Source organism: Pseudomonas sp. WS 5051, assembly GCF_012985715.1.
Classification (GTDB): domain Bacteria; phylum Pseudomonadota; class Gammaproteobacteria; order Pseudomonadales; family Pseudomonadaceae; genus Aquipseudomonas; species Aquipseudomonas bubulae.
Genome location: NZ_JAAQWV010000013.1, coordinates 1 through 24,847, shown reverse-complemented (window position 1 = coordinate 24,847; position 24,847 = coordinate 1). Strand labels below are relative to the sequence as shown.

Sequence of the window (24,847 nt, the reverse complement as noted above, 5' to 3'; positions counted from 1 at the left end):
CAGCAATGGGAGAGCAGATCATGGGTACTCGTTTACAAGACAAAATTGCCTTTATCAGCGGCGCCGGTTCAGGCATCGGCGCGGCCACGGCGTTGCGCTTTGCCGAAGAAGGCGCGCTGGTGGTGCTGTGCGGGCGGCGCATCGAGCCGCTGCAAGCCGTAGCGGCACAGATCCGTGACAGCGGCGGCCGTGCCGAATGCGCGGTGGCCGATGTCAGCAATGAAGCCGCTTATGTCGGCGCCATCAGCGAGACGGCACAGCGCCACGGCCGTCTGGATATTCTGGTCAACAACGCCATGGCCTACAGCTGGGGCGCGATTGACAGCACCTCGACCGCTGACTGGCATTCGAACTTCGCCACCACGGTGGACGGCACCTTTTGGGGAACACGCACGGCCATGGGCCTGATGCGCGCCCAGGGCAGCGGTTCGATCATCAACCTGGCTTCGATCTGCGGGCAGTTCGGTACGCCGTGGATGGCCGGTTACTCGGCGGCCAAGGCCGCGGTGATCAACTTCAGCCGCGCTGCGGCCAGTGAAGGTGCCAGCCACAACATCCGTTGCAACGTGGTCAGCCCGGGTGTGGTCGAGACACCGGCCACGGCAGGCATGCTCACCGATGACAAGACGCGCACCAATACCGAAAAACTGATCCCGCTCAAGCGCGTCGGCCAGCCGGTGGAAGTGGCCAACGCCATTCTGTTCCTGGCCAGCGACGAAGCTTCATACATCACCGGTGCTTGCCTGCCGGTGGATGGCGGGCGCAGCAGCGAGCTGTACACGGTACTGGAATAAGGACCCTTTTATGGAACAGAGCGCTTTGTTAGCCCGTCTCGATCGGCTGGAATCGATTGATGAGATCCGCCAGCTGGCTGGTAAATATTCGTTGTCGCTGGACATGCGTGACCTCGATGCCCACGTCAATCTGTTTGCCGAAGACATTCGCGTAGGCCGCGAGAAAACCGGGCGTGCGCACCTCAAGGCCTGGGTCGACGACACGTTACGCGACCAGTTTCATGGCACTTCCCATCACCTGGGCCAGCACCTGATCGAGTTCACCGACCCGGACCATGCCGTGGGCGTGGTGTATTCCAAGAACGAGCACGAGACCGGCCCCGAGTGGGTGACCATGCAAATGCTCTATTGGGATGACTATGAGCGCATGCAGGGGCGCTGGTATTTCCGCCGTCGCCTGCCGTGCTACTGGTACGCCAGTGACCTCAACAAACCGCCGATCGGCACGCAAAAAATGCGCTGGCCGGGGCGCGAACCCTACGCCGGTACGTTCCACGATCTGTTCCCGTCGTGGACCGAGTTCTGGGCCAGCCGCCCGGACAAGGAGCAACTGCCGCAAGTGGCGACAGCGGCTCCGCTCGAGCACTTTCTTGCCACCCTGCGCCGTGGGGCTGGCGCACCGAAAATCCGCGTGCGCTGAGGAAATACCATGAGCATTCTGTTTGAACCCGTGCGCCTGGGTGAGCTTGAACTGGCCAACCGTATCGTCATGGCGCCCATGACCCGCAGCCGCGCCGATCAACACGGGGTGCCGACGGCCGAGATGGTCGAGTATTACCGTCAGCGCGCTTCGGCCGGACTGATTGTCGCCGAAGGCACGGCGCCCTCGGCCAGTGGCCTGGGCTACTGTCGCACCCCGGCGATTTACTCCCCGGCACAAATTGCCGCCTGGAAAGCCGTGACCGATGCAGTGCATGCCGAAGGTGGCCTGATTGTGCTGCAACTGATGCATGTGGGGCGTGCAGCCAGCGCCCACAACAAACCGGCAGGCGCCGCCACGGTAGCGCCGTCGGCCTTGCGCGCCCGCACCCAGCTGTTTACCGACACTGCCGGGATGGTCGATACCGACGAGCCGCAGGCCTTGTCGCCGCACGACATCGAACAGGTCATCGAAGATTACCGCCAGGCCGCACTCAATGCACGCCAGGCCGGTTTTGATGGCGTCGAGCTGCACTGCACCAGCGGTTATCTGCCGATGCAATTCATGGCCTCGGGCAGCAACCGGCGTGAAGACCAGTACGGTGGCAGTGTTGAAAATCGCGTGCGCTTCCCGCAGCAGGTGCTGGCAGCGATGGCTTCGGCTATTGGCCCCGGGCGTGTCGCCTTGCGCCTGTGCCCGGGCAATCCGTTCAACGATATCGATGACGAAGACCCGCTGGCCACCGCAGTTGCCCTGTGCAAGGCCGCCGAGCCGATGGGCCTGGCTTATGTGCATATCATGCGCTCACCGCTGGCGGAACTGGATGCCTTTGCCCTGGCCCAGCGTCATTGCAGCAACGGCCTGATCCTCAATGACGGTTTTGACGGCGAATCGGCACAAGCCGCGCTGCAGGCCGGGCAGGGCGATGCAGTGTCGTTTGCCCGACACTTTATTGCCAACCCGGACCTGGTCGAGCGCTTGCGCAAGGGCTTGCCCCTTGCCCGCTTCGACCGCAAGACCCTGTACTCACCTGGCCCGGAAGGCTACAGCGATTACCCGCTGGCCGAGGCGGTGGCGCCATGAACGACATGTCCCGCATCAGCACCCTGACGGCAGTCAGACAACAGCCCGTGCCCCGTGATCAGACCCAGGCACTGCTGGATTTGCGTTCTGCGGCCAGCGGCCAGATCAAACCGGCGGACCTGTATACCCTGGCCGACCGTCTTGAAGGGCAGGCCCGTGCATTCCCCGATCGGCCTTTTATGATCGACGGCGAGCAGCGTGTCACCTACGCCGCCGTGGAAGCCCAGGCCAATCGTATGGCCCATGTGTTTTACGCCAAGGGCCTGCGCCCCGGGGATGTTTGCGCGATTGCCATGGAGAACCGTCCGCAGTTCTTCTACAGCTGGTTCGGACTGGTCAAGCTCGGTGTGGTGGTGGCGTTTATCAACACCCAGGTCAGTGGCAAGCCACTGGTGCATGCCTTGCAATCCACTGCGGCCAGGGCGGTGGTGGTGGGCGAAGAATGCCTGGCCAATCTGCTGGGCACTCAAGGTTTGCCCGATGTCCCGCTGTGGCTGGTCAACGATGCACTGAACCCCTTTGACGGCGAGCTGCCGGCCATTGTCGATATTGACTTTGAACAGCACGTCGCCGCTGCCCCGGCCACGGTCTTCGCCCGTGACGTGCGTGCGGCGATTACGGCCGAAACCACCACACTGCTGATATTTACCTCGGGCACCACCGGCCTGCCCAAGGCGGCACGCTATAGCCATATGCGCTGGTTGTCCTCGGGTGACGTGATGGAAGTCACCCTGGGGGCCACCTGTGACGACGTATTTTACTGCTGCCTGCCGCTGTACCACGGCGCGGCGGCCACTTCGGTGACGTCCACGGCACTGCGCGCAGGTGCGAGCATTGTGTTGCGGCGCAAGTTCAGCGTGCGTGAGTTCTGGCCGGATGTGCGCCGCAACCGCATCACCGTGTTTCAGTACATTGGAGAAATCTGTCGCTACCTGCTCAACCAGCCAGTGGTGACCGGTGAGCGCGAGCACAGTTTGCGCCATATGCTCGGTGCCGGGCTCACGCCTGAATCCTGGCAGCGCTGGCTGGAGCGTTTTGGCCCGATCCAGGTGTTCGAGGGCTGGGGTGCCACCGAAGCCAACGCCAACCTGATCAATGTCGATAACTATGTGGGCTCCTGTGGTCGCGTGCCGGACTGGAGCCGCACCAATCTGCGCCTGGTGCGTTACGACGTGGAAAGCGACAGCCATCCGCGGGATGCAAACGGTTTTTACCAGTTGTGCCAACCGGGAGAAATCGGCGAGGCAATGGGCTTTATCGTTGATCACCCGCAGATAGGCGGTGGGCGTTTCGAGGGGTACACCAGTACTGCGGCCAGCGAGAGCAAGATCCGCCGCGATGTGTTTCAACGTGGTGATGCCTATTGGAGTTCGGGTGATCTGCTGCGTTATGACGACGACGGCTATTTCTATTTTGTCGACCGCATCGGCGACACCTTCCGCTGGAAAAGCGAGAACGTCTCGACCCTGGAAGTGGCCGACACCCTGAGTGATATGCCGGGGCTTGAACTGATCAACGTGTACGGCGTGCAGGTACCTGAACACGAAGGCCGTGCGGGGATGGCGGCGATCTTGATGCAGCCCGAGCATAGCTTTGACCCGCAGGCTTTTTATGAGCTGACGCAAACCCGTTTGCCGCGTTATGCCGCGCCGGTGTTTGTACGGGTAACACTGGCGGCGGACCTGACCAGCACCTTCAAGCTGCGCAAGGTTGATTTGCAGCGTCAGGGTTACGCGCCGCAGTTGTTTGCCGATCCGCTATTTGTGCGCGATGAAAGTAGCCGCACCTATCAGCCGTACTCCCTGCAAGTGCTGGCCCGTAACGGTCTGCTGCCGTTTGCAGGTGCCGGCCATGAATGAACTCGACGCTCAAGGCCATCAATGGCGTGACGGCCTGCGCTACCCCTGGCCACAGGCCCCGGCCAGCGGCCAGGTGCAGGAAGTGGCCGACGGCGTGCTCTGGCTGCGCATGCCGCTGCCGTTTGGCCTTGATCACATCAACCTGTATCTGCTGCGTCACGGTGACGGCTGGGTGGCGGTGGATACCGGGCTGAACAGCGATCAATGTCGCGCCGTGTGGGAGCAGGTGTTTGTCGAAGCCATGGCTGGCTTGCCCCTCAAGGCGGTCATTTGCACCCATTTTCACAGTGACCACACCGGTGTGGTGGGCTGGCTGGCCGAGCGATTTCGTTGCCCGGTGCTGATGACCCATGGCGAGTTCGAGGCGCTGCACCATGGCCCGCCGCGAGCGACGGCACCGGACTGGGCGTTTCTGGATTTTTATCAAAAGGCCGGCTTCAGCGCCGAGCGCGCGACGGCGTTGCTGCCGCTGATCCAGGGCGAGCACTTTCGCCCGCAACTGGTGGCGGGGTTTACCCGGCTGAACCAGGGCAGCCAGTTGACCATCGGCGGGCGGCGCTGGGAGGTGGTGATGGGGAACGGTCATTCACCGGAACACGCCTGTCTGTATGCGCCGGACGATGGTTTGCTGATCTCCGGCGACCAGGTGTTGCCGCGCATCACTTCCACCATTGCCGTGTATGTCAGCGAGCCTCAGGCCAACCCTTTGCGGGACTGGCTGGACTCGATCGAACGGTTGCGCACGATCCCCGACCACGTACTGGTGCTGCCGGCCCATGAACGGCCGTTTTACAACCTGCATCTGCGCCTGGACCAGTTGCGCGACCACCATCGCCAGCACTTGCAGCAGTTGCTGGCAGCGTGCGAACAACCGCGCACCGGGCTGGAAATGATGGGGGTGCTGTTCAAGAAACTGTCAGGCCGTTTCGACGAGCTGATGGCGCTAGGCGAGACGTTGGCGCATGCCAATTACCTTATGGCCGAGGGGGCGCTCGTTCGTGAGGAAGAAGGAGGGCTGCATCGTTATCGACAGGCCCCGACAGGAGTCGTGAAGTTCGACCCGCTTGAGTTGCTTTGAACACAACGCAATGACGCTTGAACCCATCGAAGCGGCCACCGAGTCGCTAATCAGGAGAGGCAGAGTGATCAATAAAAATAACAATAATTGTTCAGGGCAGCGCCCGCACAACTTCCAGGCCAGTGGCCTGGCCGTTGCCGTGGCGCTGGTCTGCAGCCCGCTGTGGGCAGGGGACACCATCGAGTTCGATGACGGCACCACGATTGATTGGTCGGTCACCACCAGCTATGGCATCGGTACGCGGCTGGGCAATCCCAGCGGCCGGTTGATGGGGGTCAACGTCGATGATCCGAACCGCAACTTTGATCAGCACAGCCTCACCACCAACCGGGTGGGCGCGCTGGGCGAAATGATCCTGCGCAAAGACAACTACGGTGCGGTGGTGCGCGCCAGTACCTTTTACGACGATGTGTATCACCGCAAGAATGACAACGATTCACCGGCCACCGTCAACAAATACGGCGACAACGACGAGTTCACCAGTGACACCCGCTACTACAGCGGTGGCCGCACGCGCCTGCTCGACGCTTATGTGTTTGGCGGCTGGCGTTTTGAAAACGACACCATGCTCGACGTAAAAGCGGGTCGGCATATCGAGTCATGGGGCGAGAGCCTTTACTACCCTGGCGTCAACGGCGTGCAGAACCCGTCCGATGCGGTCAAGGCCGCGCAGCCGGGGGTTGAGGTCAAAGAGGTGCTGCTGCCGGTGGGGCAGTTCTCGGCGTCTTACCGGATCAACCCGAAAATTACCCTGGGCGGTTATGTGCAGTACGAGTGGAAGGGCACCGAACTGCCGCCGGTGGGCAGCTTTTTGTCGACTTCCGACGTGATCGGCCCGGGCCGCGAATTTTTGTATATGGGCGCCAACAAGGTGCCTTACCTGGGCACCGACGAGCCGCGCGACAGCGGCCAGTGGGGTGCTCAGGTCCGCTACAGGCCGATTACCGACCTCGAAGTATCGCTGTTCCATGTTGTGTACCACGACAAAAACCCGGCCACTGCGCTGGAGGGCTGGGACCCGATACCGGCAGGCCCCGGTGGCCTGGCTTACAAGGCCAACGGCTACCGGGTCAAATATTTTGAAGACATCAAACTCACCGGTATCAGTGCCACCACCAAGCTTGGCGAGTACCAGCTTGGTGCGGAGTGGTCGTATCGCGACGGTGCTCCGGTGATGGTCAATACCGGTCTGGGCCCGGTGCCGGCCAAGGGTAAGGGCCAACAGTTCCAGTTGTCGGCCATGCGCATCCTGGGGGACCGCCCCTGGGCCAGCCAGACCACCCTGACCGGTGAGTTTGTCACGGTGCGTGCCGACCACGCCGACGAAACCTCTGCCGCGCCGAACCTTGAAGGTGTGGGCCTGTTGCCGTCGCTGGTGCCGTCCGTGCAACCGTCCGATCAGTACACCTACAAAACGGCCACGGCCTGGCGTACCCGCTCTTCGAGCGCTTACACCGTGGGCGCCTCGTTCAGTTACCCGGGCGTATTCCAGGGCTGGGACCTTGAAGTGCCGTTCACCTTCTCCAACGTATTCAGCGGTGCGGCACCGATGTCGGGAACCATTGCCGGGGTGGCGGGGGACAGGCGCCTGAGTGCGGGTACCACCTTCAAATACCTGGGCAACCTGGAAGTATCCCTCAGGTATATCGGGTACCTGGGCTCCCCCGACCCGATCTACCGCCCGCTGGCAGACCGTGACTACGCCACGTTCTCGATGAAATACACGTTCTGACGACTTGCCTGCCCCTGTGTGGGAGCGGGCTTGCTCGCGATACAGGCACTGAGGTTTTGCAGCAGAACCGCGTCGGTGCCAGCGCGAGCAAGCCCGCTCCCACGGAACGGCCTGATTTGCACTTTTAAAGAGAGAAAACCATGGGTCTTAAAGGTCATGCCGCCATTGTTGGCAGCGCTCAGTACAAACCGGAGAAATACGCCACGGCCCCGCGAATGTTCCATCTGGAACAAGTGGCTGACCTGGCGGCCCGGGCGTTACAGGATGCCGGCTTGCAGGCATCGGATCTCGACGGGCTGGTGATCAATGGCCCGCATTTTCATGAAGCCTCAGTGTTCGTCCCGGCTATGGCCGCCGAGTACCTGGGCTTGCGCCTGAATTTTGCCGAAGTGGTCGACCTTGGCGGCTGTACCTCGGTGGGCATGGTCTGGCGCGCTGCCGCTGCCATTGAGCTGGGTTTGTGCCAGGCGGTGCTGTGTGTGCTGCCCGCGCGCATGGCACCCATGGGCCCGGATGAGGACGCCAGCTGGATGGCCCGGGCCATGCGCTTTGGCGGCCACAGCACGGCATTCGGTGCACCCGAAGCCGAGTTCGACTTGCCGTACGGGCATATGGGCCAGAACACCGGCTACGCGATGATCGCCCAGCGCTATGCCGCGCAATATGGTTATGACCCGCGGGCACTGGCAAAAATAGCGGTCGATCAGCGCACCAATGCGCAGTACAACCCCGAAGCGATGTTTTACGGCCAGCCGCTGACCATCGAGCAAGTGCTGGCCAGTAAAAAAGTTGCCGACCCGCTGCATGTACTGGAAATCGTCATGCCGGTGGCCGGTGGCGCCGCGATGATTATCGCCTCCAAAGAGGTGGCAGCACGGGCGCGCAAGCGGCCGTCGTGGATCACTGGTTTCGGCGAGCACCTGGCGTTCAAGTCGCCGTCCTATGCCCAGGACATGCTGCACACACCTATCGGGCCTGCCTCGCAGCGCGCATTCGCAATGGCCGGGCTCAAACCGGCCGATGTGGATGCGGCACAAATTTACGACTGCTACACCATCACCGCCTTGCTGACCCTGGAAGACGCCGGTTTTTGCGCCAAGGGCGAAGGCATGAACTTTGTCCGTGAACACGACCTGACCTGGCGCGGCGATTTCCCGATGAACACCCACGGCGGCCAGCTCAGCTTTGGCCAGGCCGGCGCGGCGGGGGGGATGAGCCAGGTGATCGAGGCGGTGACGCAAATTGCCGGTGAAGCGGGCGAGCGCCAGCTCAAACGCTGCGACACGGTATATGTCTCAGGCACCGGTGGGGTGATGAGTGAGCAGGGCGCATTGATACTTCAGGGAGCATAAATCCGATGTCGAACAACAAACCAATGCCGGTTCCGACCGAGATTTCTGCACCGTTCTGGGAAGGCCTGAAGGCCGAGCGCCTGCTGATTCAGCAATGTGAACGATGCAGCCACTGGGTGTTTTACCCGCGCAGGCACTGCCCGGCGTGCTTTACCCATGCCCTGACCTGGCGTGAAGTCAGTGGTGGCGCGACGCTGTACAGCTTTACCGTGACACGCATCGCGACCCTGCCGGACTTTGCCGATGAAATGCCGCAGATACTGGCGGTGGTCGAGCTGGATCAGGGTGTGCGCATCAATACCAATCTGGTCGGGCTGGACGAGTCTGAAGTCAAAGTGGGCATGCGCCTGCAACCGGTATTTGCCGAGGTCGATGCCAAGGGCAACCGGCTGCTGCGTTTTACCGGGCTGGACAAGGATGCCGAGGCGTTGAAGACGCTGCGTACGGTTGAGCAACCGGTGCCAGAAACCGCAGTGCCAGTGCGCCAGATTGCCCTGGATGACGAAGAGGGCCTGCAGGCGCTGGTCAGCGACGAGTTCAGCCCATGGAGCAACCAGGTGGTGGTCGATCAGGGCCTGATTGACAGCTTTGCCCAGTTATCCGGGGATGATTACTGGATCCACACCGACCCGGAACGGGCGCGCAAGCAAAGTCCGTTTGGCGGCACCATCGCCCACGGTGCGCTGGTGCAGATCCTGCAGTCACGGATGAAACTCAACCTGGGTTACGAGATCACCGGGTTCACCAATATGGTCAACTATGGTTCGGATCGCCTGCGCTTCCCGGCACCGGTGCCGGCGGGCTCGACCATCCATGCGCGGGCCCGGGTCAAGCGGGTAGAGCGGGTCAGAAGCGGTACTCAGCTGACCCTGGAACTCAATACCCATGTGCTGGGCAGCGAGCGGCCGTCGGTAATCAATGAACTGGTGATTTTGTATATGTGATGCCCTGTGGGAGCGGGCGTGCCCGCGATGCTATCGACGCGGTTTTAATGACACACCGCGCCGCCTGCATCGCGGGCAAGCCCGCTCCCACCGGTTTAAGGCGCCCCACCTGAGCGCTTTAGTCTCAACGGACGATGAACCCCACCCCCATCCTTCCCATACTCCTCCAAGCCAATAAATACAGGCATTGAGGAGCAGGCACATGATCGACATTCGTGGTTTGAGCTACTTCGTTGCAGAGTCTGCAGATCCCGTTCAATGGCAGCGTTACGCCGAAGACGTGCTCGGGATGATGGTCAGCGAAGCACCCGCCGGCGGCTTGTACGTGAAGATGGATGAGCGTCCGTATCGCATGCTTATCGTGCCGGGCGGTGAGTCGCGGTATCTGGCTTCCGGTTGGGAGCTGGCCGGCGAAAAGGCTTTCAACGCCGCGATCGAAGTGCTGGATCAGGCCGACGTCAACTGGCGCCTGGGCAGCGCCGAACAGTGCGATCAGCGCGGTGTGCAAGCACTGCTGCACGTCACCGACCCTTCAGGTAACCGCCATGAATTGAGCTGGGGCCATCGCTCCGATTGCCAGCCCTTTGTCTCGCCCCAGGGAGTGCCGGGTTTTGTCACCGGTGATATGGGCCTGGGCCACACCGTACTGCCCGCGCCAAATTTCGATGCCACCCTGGCGTTTGCCAAGGATGTGCTGGGCTTTGAGCTGTCGGATATTTTCAACTTCCGTCCCGACCCTTCGGCACCACCGATCCGCATCCATTTTCTGCATTGCAAAAATAGCCGTCACCACAGCCTGGCCCTGGCCGAGTACCCGGTGCCGTCCGGCTGCGTGCATGTGATGGTCGAGGTCGAGTCGATGACCGAAGTGGGCCGCGCCCATGACCGGCGCATCGCGCATGACGTACAGCTGTCGGCCACCCTCGGCCAGCATCTGAATGACCGCATGACCTCTTTCTATATGAAAACCCCTTCAGGTTTTGACCTGGAGTATGGCTATGGCGGCTTGCTGGTGGATTGGCAGGACCACAGCGCTTTTGAATTCACCCGGGTAAGCCTGTGGGGCCATGACTTCTCCGCAGGACAGTCGTAAGGAGCACTACATGAACAAGCAAATGACAGCGGCAGACGTGGTCGGCCAACTGCGCGACGGCATGACCATCGGCTTCGGCGGCTGGGGCCCGCGGCGCAAGCCCATGGCGATCGTGCGCGAGATCCTGCGTTCTGACGTCAAGGATCTCACCGTGGTCGCCTATGGCGGTCCCGAGGTCGGCATGCTCTGCGCTGCCGGCAAGGTCAAAAAACTGATTTTCGGCTTTGCCACCCTCGATGCCATCCCGCTCGAAGCCTACTTTCGCAAGGCCCGCGAGGCCGGAGAACTGGAGCTGATGGAACTGGACGAGGGCATGCTGCAATGGGGCCTGCGGGCCGCCGGCATGCGTCTGCCGTTCTTGCCGACCCGTTGTGGCCTGGCCACCGATGTCAGCCGCCTGAACCCCGGGATCAAGCGGGTGCAGTCGCCCTATGCGGATGGCGAGGTGTTGCTGGCCATGCCGGCGCTGAATCTGGATATCGCCTTTTTGCACGTCAACGTTGCCGACCGCCTGGGCAATACCCTGGTAACGGGCCCCGATCCTTATTTCGATCATTTGTATGCCCGTGCCGCCAAACAGTGCTTTGTCTCCTGTGAGCGGATCGAGGAGCGCTTGAACCTGGATGCCGCCCAGGCCCGCTTCAACACCTTCGAACGTTATCTGGTCAGCGGCGTGGTGCATGCACCCTTTGGTGCGCATCCAACAGCCTGCCCCTCCGATTACGGCTGGGACCTTAGCCACTTGAAACGCTACAGCGCCAGCGCTGCCGAAGAAGGTGGCTGGGAAGGTTATGTAGCCGAGTTTGTGACCCCGGGCGAAAGCGCCTACCAGGCCAGCAATGGCGGGGTCGATCGATTGAGCGCTTTGCCGCTGCCCGTGTTTTGAGGAGTGTGGACATGACTGCTACTAGCGAATTTACCCTGGCTGAACTGTTGATCGTGGCCGCCTGTGAAGCCTGGCGCGGTAACGGCGAAGTGATTGCTTCGGGCCTGGGGGTAATCCCGCGCCTGGGCGCGAGCCTGGCCAAACTGACCCATAGCCCGGAACTGTTGATGACCGACAGCGAGGCATTTCTGGTGGAAGAGCCTATTCCCCTGGGGCCGCGTGGAGATTTTGTACCGCGTTATTCGGGCTATCTGTCGTTCGAGCGGGTGTTCGAGTGCGTGTGGGGCGGGCGTCGCCACGCCATGATCGGTCCGACCCAGATCGACCGCTGGGGCCAGACCAACCTGTCGTGCATTGGCGACTACCAAAAGCCCAAGGTGGCAATGCTCGGGGTGCGCGGTTTGCCGGGCAACAGCATCAACCATATCAACTCGTTCTTCGTGCCGTCGCACAACACCCGGGCGTTTGTCGCCGGGGAAGTGGACATGGTCTCGGGTGTCGGCTTCAAGCCCGAGCGCTGGGAAGAGGGCATGCGCAGCGACCTGATGGACATCCGCCTGATCGTCACCGACCTGTGTGTGATGGACTTCGGCGGACCGGACCGGGCCGTGCAGGTGCGTTCCCTGCATCCGGGCGTGAGCTTTGAAGAGGTACAGGAGAAAACCGGATTCCCGCTGCTCAAGGCCGCCGACCTCAAGCAGACCGTGGCGCCGACGCCGGAGCAACTGGCGCTGATCCGCCGCCTCGATCCCCATGACTATCGCGCCTCTGCGCTCAAGGGCAACCCGCCCGGCATTCGTCAGGCCTGATGGCCAGGAGTTCATATGAGCAGCGACAGCGAATTTGTGCAGCGGGCTGACACCGCTGTGTATGAAACCGAGGACCCGGTGCTTTATGGGGTGGCCGATGGTATCGCCACGCTGACCATGAACCGGCCGACCGTCAATAACGCGCAAAACTCGCAGATGACCTACGCCCTGGACGACGCCTTGCGCCGTGCCGTCAATGACGATGCGGTGAAGGTCATTGTGCTGCGCGGCAATGGTAAGCATTTTTCCGCAGGGCACGATATCGGCACGCCGGGGCGCGATATCAACAAGGAATTTGAGCGCGCCAGCCTGTGGTGGGACCACACCAACAAGCCGGGCGGCGAGTACCTCTATGCCCGCGAGCAAGAGGTGTACCTGGGCATGTGCCGGCGCTGGCGCGAACTGCCCAAGCCGACCATTGCCATGGTGCAGGGGGCGTGCATTGCCGGCGGGCTGATGCTGGCCTGGGTCTGTGATTTGATCGTGGCCAGTGACGATGCTTTTTTTCAGGATCCGGTGGTACGCATGGGCATTCCGGGGGTTGAGTATTTTGCCCACCCCTATGAACTGAACCCGCGCATTGCCAAGGAGTTTCTGTTTACTGGCGATCGCATGAGCGCCGAACGCGCCTACCAGATGGGCATGGTCAATCGCCTGTTTACCCGCGAAGGGCTGGAGGCCGGTACCTATGCGCTGGCAGCGGCCATCGCCAAACAGCCGCGCATGGGCCTGGCCCTGACCAAGCAGGCGATCAATCACGTCGAGGACTTGCAGGGCAAGCGTACGGCGATGGACGCGGTGTTTGCCTGGCATCACTTCGCCCATAGCCATAACGAGCTGCTGTCCGGGGACAAGCTGGGCGGCTATGACGCCAAGGCCATGATTGAAGCGAACAAGAGTGCTGCGGGAGAGCGTGGATGAGTGACTATCTGCAAACGGCATTGACCGATGCCCTGGGCTGCCGTTACCCCATAGTGCAAACCGCGATGGGCTGGGTAGCGGACGCCAATCTGGTGATCGCCAGTACCCGTGCGGGGGCCTTCGGTTTTCTGGCCGGAGCGACCATTGCGGCGGATCAGCTGGAGGGCCAAATCCTGCGGGTGATCGAGGCCACGGGGGGGAGTAATTTCGGCCTCAATTTCCATATGTTCCAGGAAAACGCCGCGCAGTGCGTGGACCTGGCCATCAAGTACCGCCTGCGAGCCGTCAGCTATGGCCGCGGCCCCGACCGCCAGACCATCGGGCGTTTCAAAAAGGCCGGGGTGTTGTGCATTCCCACCGTGGGTGCGCTTAAACACGCACTCAAGGCCGTGGAACTGGGCGCGGACATGGTCACCGTACAGGGCGGCGAGGGTGGCGGGCATACCGGGGGCGTGCCGAGCACCATTTTACTGCCGCAGGTGCTGGATGCGGTGCGGGTGCCGGTGATTGCCGCGGGGGGCTATTCCACCGGGCGCGGGCTGGCCGGGGCGCTGGCCACAGGTGCGGCCGGGGTGGCCATGGGCACGCGGTTCCTGATGACCCAGGAGTCGCCAACCCCGATCGCGACGCTGGAGCGCTACGTGAAAGTGACCGACCCACAGCAGATTCGCGTGACGACGGCAGTGGATGGCATGCGCCACCGCATGATCGAAAACGCTTTTATCAATCGTCTGGAAAAAGCCGGTGCCTTTGGCCGCCTGCGCATTGCCCTGGGCAGCGCCTGGCACTGGAAGCAACACACCGGCATGAGCCTTGGGCATATGCTCGGTGTTTTTGCCAAATCAATAAAAGAAGACCCTGCTGCGCTGTCGCAGACGGTGATGGCGGCCAATCAGCCGGTGCTGTTGCAGCGCTCGATGGTGGATGGCGTACCGGATGAGGGGATTTTGTCCAGCGGGCAGGTGGCCGCTGCCATTGGCGAACTGAAAAGTTGCCAGAGCCTGATCGACGAGATGGTGCAAGAGGCCGAGCGCTGCCTGATAGCGGTGAATGCACGTCATCAGGCAGCGCGCTGTAAGGCGGGGGAAGCGGCAGCCATCTGAAACGGCTGGCTCTGCTGTAATTTAACTTATCTGGATACAAAGCCTGTCCGCTCTGGCCCGTGGGGCAAGCATTCTGATCACTACACTTTTTAATTATTGTGCAGTTCAGGAAGCTGATTTATGCCCCAAGCCTTGCATCGCCATACTCCCTTGCTAACCGCTTATGACCCTCGCGGGCTGGCCATCTGCACGGTGGCCTGTCATCGGCGCACTGCGGCGCAGGAACCTGAAGCGCGGATCAGCCGCCAGGTGTTTGGCCCCAGCGGTTTTTTGACCGAACAGTGGGATCCGCGTCTGGTGGCATTGCGCCGTAAAAATCCGACTACGGTGCCCAATCAGCGCAATCGATCTTCGCTGTCGGGGCGCCTGCTGCGCAGCGACAGTGTTGACCGCGGCGTGCGTATCAGCCTGGCAGGGGCGGGCGGGCAACTGCGCTTTAGTTGGGATGCCCGGGGTACCCGCAGCATCTGGGAATACGATGAACTGCTGCGCCTGAGCGCCGTATTCGAACAGGGCGCCGGAACTGAGGTTGCGCATTGTGTCGAGCGTCTGACCTATGCCGACAACAGCGCTGTGCATGCGCGCCAAAATGGCTGCGCCCGGCTGATCCGTCATGACGACCCTGCCGGCACGCTGTGGTTTGAGGGCTATGACCTGCTGGGGCATGTGACGAGTCAGTCACGGCGATTCGTACGTGACGCATCCCAAGCGCCCAACTGGTCGCCGCAGGCCGGGTTGCGTGAGCAGCACCTTGAATCCCGAAGCTGGCGCACTCAATGGCGCCGTGATGCTGTGGGCCAGTTGGTTGAGCAAATCGATGCCCAGGGCAATCGGCAGCGTATGCGCCATGATGTGGACGGTCTGCTGGCTGCGGTGATGGTCAATCTCGGCAGCGGTCGCCAGCACAGTGTGGTGCAGCAAAGATCCTATAACGCGAGCGGCCAGATAGAAGTTGAACGGTCGGGCAACGGGGTAGTGCGTGCCCTGGCCTACAGCCCGTTGGATGACCGCCTGCAGCAACTGAAAACATGGCGCACCAGTAATCCGGGTGAAGCCTTGCAGGACTTGAACTATGTCTATGACCGGGTTGGCAATGTGCTGAATATCAGTGATGCAGCGCAACCTGTGCTGTGGTCTGATAATACCCGGCTGCAAGCATTGAGCACTTATACCTACGACTCGCTCTACCAACTGATAGAAGCCACGGGCCGTGAAAACGCCAGCAATCTCAATGGCCCGCAGCTGCCCGTTGCTGCGGGCCTGGGTGCGGCCAACGGTCAGCGTATGCGTAACTACCGTCAGTCGTATACCTACGATGCAGGCGGCAATCTTGCCCGACTGCAACACATGCCCAGCCACGGTTCTGGCTATACGCGACAGATGAACGTGGCTGACCACAGCAATCACGGCCTTGAACAAAAGTCGGGGCTGCCCGCCCGCCCCGGGCTGGCAAGCGGCTTTGACGCGAATGGCAACCAGCAGGTACTCGAACCGGGGCAGTGGCTGAGCTGGACCCTGCGCAATCAATTGCAGCGAGTTACCCGTGTCACACGTCAGGACGGTGCCAACGATGATGAGGCCTATGTCTACGACAGCAGCGGGGCAAGGGCGCTTAAAATCAGACAGTCCCATGGCCATCGTCAGCCCCGTCGTGAAGAGGTGTATTACTTGCCCGGTCTCGAAGTCCGGCGCAACAGCGCCACGGGCGAATGGTTGAATGTGCTGACGGTGGCCGGTGATCTCAATAGCGCGAGCATATTGCAGTGGGAGAAGGGGCGCCCCGAAAGCATCGATAACGAACACATGCGTTTGAGCCTCTCGGACCATCTGGGCTGCAGCATGCTGGAGCTGGATGGCTCTGGGCGGTTACTCAGTCAGGAAAGCTACTACCCCTATGGAGCCACTGCCTGGTGGGCGACGAAAAATACCCTTGAAGCCCGTTATAAATTTATTCGCTATTCGGGCAAGGAGCGCGATGCCAGCGGGCTCTACTATTACGGCTTGCGGTATTACGCACCGTGGCTGGCGCGCTGGGTCAGCGCCGATCCGGGCGATGATATTGATGGCATGAACCTGTACGCGATGGCGCTGGGCAATCCCGTCGGCAGGGTCGACGAGCAGGGCCTGCTGAGTTCGGAGGCGGCTATTGGCCGGTTTGCCGGATTGCACTCGGCCATCTCCGGGCTGTCCAGGCAGATCAGGTCGCGGTGGCAGGCTTCGAGTGCCGCCGCGATTCGTGATGGGCTGGCAACCTGGATCAGTAATGTTGTCGGGGTGGGGGTCGACCTGGCCCTGTTTGAGGGTCGTCAACCGACTCACGGGCTCAATGTTGCCTTGCGAAGTACGGTAAATGCCATTGATGCACTGGCCGTCATGCACATGGGTACCGGGCTTTTTGCAAACTTGACTCACTGGAGCCCCTTTATCGGTTTTATTGCCGCAAACGTTACGCACAGGGGCTTTGAAATGCGAGGTGCCAGCGAGGGGGCGGGTTCTGATGAGGTTTGGGATCCCGTGGCTCGAGTGAGGCTGGCGGGGCATGTGCGCTCACTTACACGTGAAGTCCTGCAGCAGACCTTGAGAGGTTACGGTGACAGCGTGTCCTGGGGGCAGACCCCGGTAAGTTCCAGAATCATGCGAACGATGATGAGTGCAGGTGCCTATGGCCTGGCTACTGTTCCCAACGCGGTCTATGGTCAGTTTGTGCCAGGGCCACTGCAGCCGAATATAGCGCCTGTGATCGAGGCTTATGACGGGGCGGCGGGGACGTACATTCGCGCGGGCCATCAATCTGCTCAGCTGGATCGTCACGTGAATACGCTGCAGATCCCGCCAGGGATGGCCACGTTTCATGGAGGCATGAGCAGGATGTTCAATCAGACGTGGGTTTACTGGGCCGGGGTCGGGATCGAGGCCATCGCCGCGTATGTCACAGGTTCGCCGATAGCGCAGCAAAGTTCACGGGCCAGGGCCTGGGTGGGGGCTGCCAAAGGGGCGGTATCGGCACTGACCGAGGTGCGTGGGCTTTTGCTGCAAACGGCCAGAAGTGGTTACAACAGCCTGTTCAAGCGTTGGAGACCGGTCAAGCACTGATGATGGATAACCTGCGGCGGCGGGCCTGTTCGCGATGATAGTGCTCCGGTTTGGTGTGATACGCCACGCTGCCTGCACCGCAGGCATTGTGCTGCCCACGCTGTCTGAGGCTTGCCAGATCATCGTGGCAGCGCTTGGCATCAGGACAGAAATCCGCCATCTACATTCAGCGAGATACCCGTGGTGTAGCTCGATGCATCGCTTGCCAGATACAGCACAGCCCCGGCCATCTCGCCGGGGGCGGCGACGCGTTTGAGCGGGATGTGTTGCAGGGCGGTCTTGAGAATGGCGTCGTTGCTGACCAGCGCCGAGGCAAACTTGGTGTCGGTCAGCCCCGGTAGTAACGCATTGCAACGAATGCCGAACCCTGCACATTCCTTGGCAAACACCTTGGTCATATTGATCACCGCTGCCTTGGTCATCGAATACACACCCTGGAACACTCCCGGTGATACGCCGTTGATCGAGGCTACGTTAATGATGCTGCCGCCGCCGTGCTCGCGCATCAGCTTCCCTGCCTCCACGGACATAAAGAAATAGCCGCGAATATTTACATCGACGGTTTTCTGGAAAGCGCCAAGGTCGGTGTCCAGTACGTTGCAGAACTGCGGATTGGTCGCGGCGTTGTTGACCAGAATATCGATGCGGCCAAAGTCTGCGCGTATGCGCGCAAAGGTCTGAGTGATCTGTTCCATTTCGCCAATATGGCAGGCGATGGCAGTGGCCTTACCGCCCTCGGCGATGATTGCATCGGCCACTGGCTGACAGCCTTCGAGTTTGCGGCTGGAGACAATGACGTGGGCACCTTGTTGGGCCAGCAGCCTGGCAATGGCTTCACCGATGCCGCGGCTGGCACCGGAAACAAAAGCGATTTTGCCATCAAGGTCGAACAGTTGAGTCCTGGACATGTTGATTCCCTGTTATCTGGGGCTTAGAGGCTGGAGCGGCGAATGACGTTGAGGCTCATCTGCTCCAGCAGCGCGTTCATTTGTATGAACTGGGCAAAACGTTTGTCTGCGGTCTGGCCGTGGTAGTAGCGGTAGTAGATCTGTTGAACGATACCCGCCAGACGAAACAGGCCGTAGGTGTAGTAGAAATCGTAGTTGTCTATCTGAATCCCGGAACGCTCGGCGTAGTAATCCACAAATTCGCGGCGGGTCAACATACCCGGAGCGTTGCTCGGCTGGCGCCGCATCAGTTGCACCGGTGCTGGGTCATCCGCCTCGATCCAGTAGGCGAGGGTGTTGCCCAGGTCCATCAGCGGATCACCCAGCGTAGTCAGCTCCCAGTCCAGCACGCCGATGATCTGCATCGGGTTGGCGGGATCTAGGATCACATTATCAAAGCGGTAGTCGTTGTGAACGATAGCCGGGGTCGGGTAGTCGGCTGGCATTTTGGCGTGCAGCCAGTCTTTTACTGCGTGCCAATGGGGTGCATCCGGGGTCAGGGCCTTTTCGTAGCGCTCGCTCCAGCCGCTGATCTGGCGCTGCACGTAGCCTTGCGGCTTACCCAGATCGGCCAGGCCGCAAGCGTTGTAGTCAACGCGATGCAACTCGACCAGTTTGTCGATAAAGCTCTTGCACAGGGTTCTGCTGGCGTCGGCGCCCAATGCCAGTTCCTGCGGCAGATCCGAGCGCAGGATGATGCCCCTGACCCGTTCCATGACATAGAACCCGGAGCCGATCAGACTTTCGTCGGAGCAGTGGGCGTAGGCCCTGGGGCAGTAGGGGAAGGCGTCCTTGAGCTGATTGAGGATGCGAAACTCGCGGCCCATGTCGTGCGCCGATTTGGCCTTTTGGCCAAAGGGCGGGCGGCGCAGTACCAGCTCTCGACCCGGGTATTCAATCAGGTAAGTCAGGTTCGAGGCGCCGCCGGGGAACTGGCTGATCGCAGGTTCCCCCACAAGGCCAGGAATATTTGCCTTGAGGTAAGGGTCAATGCGGCTGGCGTCGAGTTCTTCGCCGGTGCGGATGCGGGTGGACGAGTCGGTAAGCGCCATGTTTATCTCTTCTGTTTATAGTTGAGGCCTGACAACATTCGCTAATCTAATGGGCGGCCCGGGTCTCGACAAGTCGGCTGCTGCCTTAATAGGCAGGGCTGTTAGCAGGGGATCAGCGTCTTTGATGGCCACTGCCTCAATAAACCGCAGGGCAAAAAAAACCGAAGCGCGTGGGCTTCGGTTTTCGGTGCTGCGTGTGGCTTAGGCCGGGAACAGCTCGCTCAGTTTCATGGCCAGCATCATGTCGCCTTCAGCGCGCAGTTTGCCGCCCATAAATGCCTGCATGCCATCGGTTTCGCCGCTAACGATGCCTTCCAGGGTCTCGCCGTCCATCACCAGGGTGACCTGGGCGTCAGGGTTTTCACCTTCTTTGAGTTCACAAGTGCTGTCTTTAACGATCAGCGAGAAGTGTTTATCTTCATCGATGCGGAAACCAAAAACCAGGTCCAGGCCTGCAGCAGCGGCTGGGTTGAATTTGGCTTTCATTGCTTGAACGGCATCAGCTACAGAAGTCATGGTTCGATCCTTATATAGGGTGGAGTACGGCGGCCCGAAGGCCGCGGTTGCCGACGCTCAACGATAGGTGATGAGTGACGGCGTCTTCAACAGTTGCAAATGCACATGACTGTTGAAGGAAGCCAGGGTGACCTCGCGGCCATGAAACTTGAGCTGGCTGAGCGAGGTATTGACGATTTGCCAGCCGAGCTTGAAGGCATCGGTGGCCGGAATTCGGGTCAATAGGTGGACCAGGGCCGTAATGGTGCCTGCAGAAGTGAACACGACAATGTTCTGCTGGCCCTTGGCAAGGTCGAGCAGGCGGTTCAGTCCGCCCTGCACCCGTTCGACAAAGCCCAGCCAGGTTTCCAGTCCAGGGGTATCGTAAGTGCCACTGAGCCAGCGCTCGATGATCAGTTCGAAAATGCGCTGGAACTCTGCCGGATTGTGGGCGGCATTGTTCATCGCCGTCAGGGCCTCTGGCTCGTCCGGCAGCAAGCCGGGAAGCAGGGCATCAAGGATGGCGTAAGCATCGAATTCGTTGAAGGCAGCGTCTGTTTCCAGTGTAGGGGCGGGCAGCCCGGCGGCGTGCAGTTGTGCCAGGGCATGGCGTGCGGTGTCTTGCTGACGTGTCAGATCACCGGCCAGGCAACGGTCAAAGCGCAAATTCAGTTCGGCCAGATGCTGACCGGCAATTTGCGCCTGGTGCACGCCCAGTGGTGACAACTTGTCGTAGTCATCTGCACCAAAGGAGGCCTGGCCATGTCTGATCAAATAGATGCTGCCCACGTGCGCGTCATTCCTGAGCACTGAAAGTCAGGCGAGGTTAGGAGGATGGCAAGTGGCTGTCAATGAAAAAACATACGCTTGTTTGAATTGCTGCGAATGCCCCTGATCAAGGTGTTTCACGGCTGGCAGGCCCCGGTTGGCGTCGGTATGCTGGTTGCCATTGCGCAGCCCTGACCCTCGGGCTGCAATCGTTTTCAAGGAGAGGCTGTGGAATTTCTTGCCGAGTACGCCAGTTTTCTGGCTAAAACCGTGACTCTTGTGGTCGCCATTGTGGTGGTGCTGGTGACTGTTGCTGCATTGCGTGGCAAAGGGCGCCGTTCTACCGGGCAATTGCAGGTCACCAAACTCAATGATTTCTACAAGGGCCTGCGTGAACGCCTGGAGCAATCGCTGCTGTCCAAAGACCAGTTCAAGGCACTGCGCAAGCAGACTGCCAAGGCCGACACAAAACTGAAAAAACAGCCTGAAACCAAGGCAAATGTCTTCGTGCTGGATTTTCACGGTGATATCAAGGCCTCGGCGACAGAAAGCCTGCGCCATGAAATTACTGCCTTGCTGACCCTGGCCAGGCCGACTGACGAAGTGGTGCTGCGTCTGGAAAGTGGTGGTGGCATGGTGCACAGCTATGGCCTTGCGTCGTCGCAATTGGCACGTATCCGTCAGGCAGGCATTCCGCTGACCATCTGCATCGATAAAGTTGCTGCCAGCGGTGGCTACATGATGGCTTGTATCGGCCAGAAGATTATCAGTGCACCGTTTGCAATTCTGGGTTCCATCGGTGTGGTGGCGCAGTTGCCCAACGTCAATCGCCTGCTCAAAAAGCACGACATTGATTATGAAGTGCTGACGGCGGGCGAGTACAAGCGAACGCTCACGGTATTTGGCGAAAACACCGAAAAAGGTCGTGAAAAGTTCCAGCAGGACCTGGATATCACCCATCAGCTGTTCAAGAACTTCGTGTCCAAGTACCGCCCGCAGCTGGCGATTGATGAAGTGGCGACCGGCGAAGTGTGGCTGGGCGTTGCTGCGGTCGATAAACAGCTGGTCGACGAATTGAAAACCAGCGATGAGTATTTGTCCGAGCGGGCCGCGAATGCACAGCTGTATCACCTGCACTATGCCCAGCGCAAAAGTTTGCAGGAGCGTGTGGGGCTGGCTGCCAGCAGTTCGGCGGAACATGTTGTTGACTCATTGTGGAGTCGTTTGACCCAATCACGTTTCTGGTGATTAGTCAGGCGCTGTTGTAAGTTTTACAACAGCGCCTGCGTCTGTGTCTGGTGCGGTAGTTAATTATCGTTTAAAACATGTTTTTTAATAAATAACCTGATTCTTTATCAAGTATTCAGCCGACTATTTTTTAGTGTTGTCTATAAGCTGAAGGCACGAATCCCTATCGAGCCTTTACCATGACCGATGCTATTAGTTATCCGTTATCAGAGTCTGAACGATCCGTTGTCGACTATGCCCGTCGATTGGCGAATGTGCCGGTTGAAAACCAGCACGAAACCTATATTGCGGGGTTGCTTGCACCCTGGTTTAAATATGCGTCGCCGATGTTGCGCGAAAGATTACTTAACAGTTTCAAATTAGGGCAAATGGCTCAGCGCGAGGTCGCGCGCGTGCTGGCCCAAATCAAGCCGATAGAGTCGTTCGCCGAGCCGTTGCTCAAGGAGGCGCTGAAGGCACGTGGCTGGACAGATGCTGACCCCAAGAGGTATGGCATAAAACAGGTTCGCTTGTTGAGTAATCTGTTGCTGTTTTTTGCTCGGCAACAATTCAGGCTAGTTGATTCTCTGATCCAGCTTGCCTTGCCCGAGAAGTTCACACCTGAGTCATTGGAGCTGAACCTGGTATCGAGCGTCAGTCATCACAGCCTGCTGCAGGCAGCGTTGCAGAACTATGAGGCTTTTGAGGCTGTTGAAGGCGGCTTCGACCAGGGGTCGTGCATTTATGCACTCAGAAGTACGCAGCAGATTGAACAGGCCGAATTAAAGCCCGAAGGTTTTGCGCAGATCTGCCGTGACCTGAACCTGGGCATGCAATATCAATGGCATTTGACGCGTGTGTTTGAACCGGCGGATGATAATTGGCCTGCCGACAATGCCAATTCAAAGGCGTATAAGTTGCAAGCTGTATTTGTGCAGAATCTGCGCCAGGAATTTGCCTGCGCCTTGCATGTGGCCTATATGAAGGCGGAGGTCACGACACAATCATATAACTATATATTGAATTTTTTGATTCCGCCGGGTGCTCTCTTTTCGTATATTCACTCAGGTCATAGCACGCTTCAAATCATGGGCTTTGAGGTTCCCGGAGTTATTGTTTTTTGGCCGCAGAGAAAACCGGCCGAAGAGGCGCAGCCCTGCATACTTTATTTGCCGAACAGTTCCGGCACGGCGTTTCACGAATTCGAGTCGTTTGATTTATTAAAGGCGACGCTGCGCGAGTGGTTAAAAAATAGCGTCTTTGCCACGTATTTCTTTCACTTGGTTCCTTTGCGTTACCGCGCCGAGTTTATGCGGCGCACGGACTTGAAAAATATAACCTGGGATTCGTTGTTGTTACGCCGCCCACCGATCATCAATGAACCTGCATTGATGTCCGAAACCCGGCATCTGCCCAAGTTTGACGATCCATTTTTGATTGCCTGGGGGCTGCAGCTGGCCAAGATTAAAGATGATGCCAGGTTGCTGATCGTCCCCACGGAAGATGAAGACTCTAAAAGTCGTTTGGCACGTCAGGCCTCTTTCTTGAATCTGGGGGTGAGCTTGTTGATGGTTGCGTTGGGTTTTGTCCCGGTTCTGGGTGAGATCTTGCTGGTAACCAGTGTCATGCAACTGGGGGTTGAGGTGTATGACGGTATCAAGGCGTGGCAGCGGGGAGACCGGGCCGCCGCGCTGGAGTACTTGTTCGATGTTGCCGAGAATTTTGCGCTGGCTGCCAGCAGCACTGCAGCGGCAAAAGCACTCAGGCCATCGCCGGTCGTGGATGCACTGGTTGCAGTCACGTCAGTTAAAGGTCAAAAACGATTGTGGCGGCCGGATCTCAGGCCCTACCAATACCCAAACCTTGCGCTGGGTGATGCCGAGCCCGATGCGCGAGGGCTCTATAGCATGGGTAACAAGCAGTTTATCAAGCTGGAAGACAAGGTGTATCAGGTCAAAATCGATACTGCGACACAAAGGTGTCATATCCAGCACCCAACCGAGCCGTACACCTACACACCACGCGTCAGGCATAACGGCAGCGGTGCGTGGGTGCATGAACTCGATGATCCGATACAAATGTCGCGTATGCAGTTGTTCCGTCGGTTGGGCCCTGCGGCCCAAGGGTTATCGGACGCTATGGTCGAGCGTGTGCTGGCTGCATCCAATACCAGTGATGATGCGTTGCGCAGGCTGCACATGGATAACCTGCCGCCACCTCCTGCGTTGGCAGACAGCATGAGGCGCGTGCAGTTGAGTCAAATGATCGAACGCTTCATCGTACAAATGCAGCAGGGGGGCAAAGTGTCTACCGATACTGCGCAATTGCAACTGGAGCTGTTGACTCGTCTTGAGGGCTGGCCTGCGGACAGAGTTTTACGCGTGGTGAACATGCGCGGGTCCATGGTCATGGAGTACGGGCCTGAAGTGGAGTCTACGCATCCCCGCCTGCAAGTTACCGAAGCCCAGATCAAGAACGCAGAATTGCTCAAGACCACGCTGGAGTCCTTCTCCTCGGCGCAAATCGAGGTTTTGTTGGGGCAATCTGTCGATGGCCTTGAGCAACAGGAACAGGCATTGGCGCGCCAGTTGGGTCGCTTTGCCCAAGCTACAAAGTCTGACCTGTTCTCGCATCTGTATAAACGGGGCGAGGTGGTGACAGCCTGGATGGAGCTGTTGCAAAAACAGTTTCCGAGTTTGCCGGCAAGTGTGATGGGCGAGTTGATGGATCAACTTGCCCCGGCCGAAATGGCAACAGTGCAGAGCACCGGGCGCCTGCCGCTGCATATCCTGGAAGAGGCGCGCAGCTACACGCAGGTATTGCGTTTGAACCGGGCACTGGAGGGTAAGCGTCCAGCCCTACCACCTGTAACCCATTCGACTCGGTCGGCATCCTGTGCTCTTTTCGTCGGGAGAGTTACATGGAACCAATGTCAGTGCGGCGCGAGTTATGGATCGCACATGTTCAAGCC

Annotated in this window: 20 protein-coding genes; 16 read left to right on the top strand and 4 right to left on the bottom strand. The window is 59.6% G+C overall.

Features of this window, described 5'->3' with window-relative positions; genetic code table 11:
- Positions 1-20: 20 nt before the first annotated feature.
- The 14 genes from HBN79_RS18550 to HBN79_RS18485 all read left to right on the top strand — a co-directional run bounded on the left by HBN79_RS18550 (position 21) and on the right by HBN79_RS18485 (position 17,387).
- The gene (locus HBN79_RS18550; RefSeq protein WP_095000424.1) at positions 21-794 is read left to right on the top strand and encodes an SDR family NAD(P)-dependent oxidoreductase; all 774 of its coding nucleotides are present in this window, start codon (positions 21-23) and stop codon (positions 792-794) included.
- 10 nt (positions 795-804) lie between these two features.
- Entirely contained in the window at positions 805-1,434 is a 630-nt protein-coding gene (locus tag HBN79_RS18545; protein ID WP_095000423.1) for a nuclear transport factor 2 family protein, read from the top strand.
- A 9-nt stretch (positions 1,435-1,443) separates the two neighbouring features.
- Positions 1,444-2,517, top strand: coding sequence for an alkene reductase (locus HBN79_RS18540; RefSeq protein WP_095000422.1), 1,074 nt, complete (start codon positions 1,444-1,446; stop codon positions 2,515-2,517).
- Positions 2,514-4,376: a long-chain-acyl-CoA synthetase gene (locus HBN79_RS18535; RefSeq protein WP_169917000.1), complete on the top strand. Its 1,863-nt coding sequence runs from the start codon at positions 2,514-2,516 to the stop codon at positions 4,374-4,376. The genes HBN79_RS18540 and HBN79_RS18535 overlap by 4 nt, the downstream gene beginning before the upstream one ends.
- Positions 4,369-5,454, top strand: coding sequence for an MBL fold metallo-hydrolase (locus HBN79_RS18530; RefSeq protein WP_169916999.1), 1,086 nt, complete (start codon positions 4,369-4,371; stop codon positions 5,452-5,454). Before HBN79_RS18535 ends, HBN79_RS18530 begins: the two co-directional genes overlap by 8 nt.
- Positions 5,455-5,518: 64 nt before the next feature.
- The gene (locus tag HBN79_RS18525) at positions 5,519-7,186 is read left to right on the top strand and encodes a DUF1302 family protein (protein ID WP_169916998.1); all 1,668 of its coding nucleotides are present in this window, start codon (positions 5,519-5,521) and stop codon (positions 7,184-7,186) included.
- A gap of 140 nt (positions 7,187-7,326) precedes the next feature.
- A complete protein-coding gene (locus tag HBN79_RS18520; RefSeq protein WP_095000418.1) occupies positions 7,327-8,538 on the top strand; it encodes a thiolase family protein in 1,212 nt (403 codons plus the stop codon).
- 5 nt (positions 8,539-8,543) lie between these two features.
- Positions 8,544-9,482, top strand: coding sequence for an OB-fold domain-containing protein (locus HBN79_RS18515; protein WP_095020036.1), 939 nt, complete (start codon positions 8,544-8,546; stop codon positions 9,480-9,482).
- 202 nt (positions 9,483-9,684) lie between these two features.
- Positions 9,685-10,575: a VOC family protein gene (locus HBN79_RS18510; protein WP_095000416.1), complete on the top strand. Its 891-nt coding sequence runs from the start codon at positions 9,685-9,687 to the stop codon at positions 10,573-10,575.
- 10 nt (positions 10,576-10,585) lie between these two features.
- The gene (locus tag HBN79_RS18505; protein WP_169916997.1) at positions 10,586-11,461 is read left to right on the top strand and encodes a CoA transferase subunit A; all 876 of its coding nucleotides are present in this window, start codon (positions 10,586-10,588) and stop codon (positions 11,459-11,461) included.
- 11 nt (positions 11,462-11,472) lie between these two features.
- The gene (locus HBN79_RS18500; RefSeq protein WP_095000414.1) at positions 11,473-12,270 is read left to right on the top strand and encodes a ketoacid CoA transferase; all 798 of its coding nucleotides are present in this window, start codon (positions 11,473-11,475) and stop codon (positions 12,268-12,270) included.
- 15 nt (positions 12,271-12,285) lie between these two features.
- The gene (locus HBN79_RS18495; RefSeq protein WP_095000413.1) at positions 12,286-13,191 is read left to right on the top strand and encodes an enoyl-CoA hydratase; all 906 of its coding nucleotides are present in this window, start codon (positions 12,286-12,288) and stop codon (positions 13,189-13,191) included.
- Positions 13,188-14,294 carry a nitronate monooxygenase gene (locus tag HBN79_RS18490; RefSeq protein ID WP_095000412.1) on the top strand — a complete coding sequence of 369 codons (1,107 nt, stop codon included), beginning with the start codon at positions 13,188-13,190 and terminating at the stop codon, positions 14,292-14,294. The genes HBN79_RS18495 and HBN79_RS18490 overlap by 4 nt, the downstream gene beginning before the upstream one ends.
- Positions 14,295-14,414: 120 nt before the next feature.
- Positions 14,415-17,387 (top strand): RHS repeat protein, encoded by a 2,973-nt coding sequence (locus HBN79_RS18485; protein WP_169916996.1) that lies wholly within the window; start codon positions 14,415-14,417, stop codon positions 17,385-17,387.
- Positions 17,388-17,527: 140 nt separating this feature from the next.
- Here the strand turns inward: HBN79_RS18485 and HBN79_RS18480 are convergent, their stop codons facing one another.
- The 4 genes from HBN79_RS18480 to HBN79_RS18465 all read right to left on the bottom strand — a co-directional run bounded on the left by HBN79_RS18480 (position 17,528) and on the right by HBN79_RS18465 (position 20,670).
- The gene (locus HBN79_RS18480) at positions 17,528-18,295 is read right to left on the bottom strand and encodes an SDR family oxidoreductase (RefSeq protein ID WP_095018034.1); all 768 of its coding nucleotides are present in this window, start codon (positions 18,293-18,295) and stop codon (positions 17,528-17,530) included.
- Positions 18,296-18,318: 23 nt separating this feature from the next.
- A complete protein-coding gene (locus tag HBN79_RS18475) occupies positions 18,319-19,386 on the bottom strand; it encodes a phosphotransferase family protein (protein WP_095023575.1) in 1,068 nt (355 codons plus the stop codon).
- A gap of 201 nt (positions 19,387-19,587) precedes the next feature.
- Positions 19,588-19,902, bottom strand: a complete 315-nt coding sequence (locus HBN79_RS18470; protein WP_095000408.1) for an SCP2 sterol-binding domain-containing protein — start codon at positions 19,900-19,902, stop codon at positions 19,588-19,590.
- A gap of 57 nt (positions 19,903-19,959) precedes the next feature.
- Complete coding sequence (locus HBN79_RS18465; RefSeq protein WP_169916995.1) at positions 19,960-20,670, bottom strand: histidine phosphatase family protein; 711 nt, start codon at positions 20,668-20,670, stop codon at positions 19,960-19,962.
- A gap of 207 nt (positions 20,671-20,877) precedes the next feature.
- Here HBN79_RS18465 and sohB point away from each other — a divergent pair, with 207 nt between their 5' ends.
- Positions 20,878-21,897 (top strand): protease SohB, encoded by a 1,020-nt coding sequence (gene sohB / locus HBN79_RS18460; protein ID WP_169916994.1) that lies wholly within the window; start codon positions 20,878-20,880, stop codon positions 21,895-21,897.
- Between the two features lie 179 nt (positions 21,898-22,076).
- The coding region (locus HBN79_RS18455) for a DUF6543 domain-containing protein (RefSeq protein WP_346010145.1) at positions 22,077-24,847 on the top strand (2,771 nt) is incomplete at its 3' end.

What these genes read in the sequence shown, in the direction of transcription:
- HBN79_RS18550 (WP_095000424.1), top strand. Translation starts at nt 21, where the DNA reads ATGGGTACTCGTTTACAAGACAAAATTGCCTTTATCAGCGGCGCCGGT.
- HBN79_RS18545 (WP_095000423.1), top strand. Translation starts at nt 805, where the DNA reads ATGGAACAGAGCGCTTTGTTAGCCCGTCTCGATCGGCTGGAATCGATT.
- HBN79_RS18540 (WP_095000422.1), top strand. Translation starts at nt 1,444, where the DNA reads ATGAGCATTCTGTTTGAACCCGTGCGCCTGGGTGAGCTTGAACTGGCC.
- HBN79_RS18535 (WP_169917000.1), top strand. Translation starts at nt 2,514, where the DNA reads ATGAACGACATGTCCCGCATCAGCACCCTGACGGCAGTCAGACAACAG.
- HBN79_RS18530 (WP_169916999.1), top strand. Translation starts at nt 4,369, where the DNA reads ATGAATGAACTCGACGCTCAAGGCCATCAATGGCGTGACGGCCTGCGC.
- HBN79_RS18520 (WP_095000418.1), top strand. Translation starts at nt 7,327, where the DNA reads ATGGGTCTTAAAGGTCATGCCGCCATTGTTGGCAGCGCTCAGTACAAA.
- HBN79_RS18515 (WP_095020036.1), top strand. Translation starts at nt 8,544, where the DNA reads ATGTCGAACAACAAACCAATGCCGGTTCCGACCGAGATTTCTGCACCG.
- HBN79_RS18510 (WP_095000416.1), top strand. Translation starts at nt 9,685, where the DNA reads ATGATCGACATTCGTGGTTTGAGCTACTTCGTTGCAGAGTCTGCAGAT.
- HBN79_RS18505 (WP_169916997.1), top strand. Translation starts at nt 10,586, where the DNA reads ATGAACAAGCAAATGACAGCGGCAGACGTGGTCGGCCAACTGCGCGAC.
- HBN79_RS18500 (WP_095000414.1), top strand. Translation starts at nt 11,473, where the DNA reads ATGACTGCTACTAGCGAATTTACCCTGGCTGAACTGTTGATCGTGGCC.
- HBN79_RS18495 (WP_095000413.1), top strand. Translation starts at nt 12,286, where the DNA reads ATGAGCAGCGACAGCGAATTTGTGCAGCGGGCTGACACCGCTGTGTAT.
- HBN79_RS18490 (WP_095000412.1), top strand. Translation starts at nt 13,188, where the DNA reads ATGAGTGACTATCTGCAAACGGCATTGACCGATGCCCTGGGCTGCCGT.
- HBN79_RS18485 (WP_169916996.1), top strand. Translation starts at nt 14,415, where the DNA reads ATGCCCCAAGCCTTGCATCGCCATACTCCCTTGCTAACCGCTTATGAC.
- HBN79_RS18480 (WP_095018034.1), bottom strand. Translation starts at nt 18,295, where the DNA reads ATGTCCAGGACTCAACTGTTCGACCTTGATGGCAAAATCGCTTTTGTT.
- HBN79_RS18475 (WP_095023575.1), bottom strand. Translation starts at nt 19,386, where the DNA reads ATGGCGCTTACCGACTCGTCCACCCGCATCCGCACCGGCGAAGAACTC.
- HBN79_RS18470 (WP_095000408.1), bottom strand. Translation starts at nt 19,902, where the DNA reads ATGACTTCTGTAGCTGATGCCGTTCAAGCAATGAAAGCCAAATTCAAC.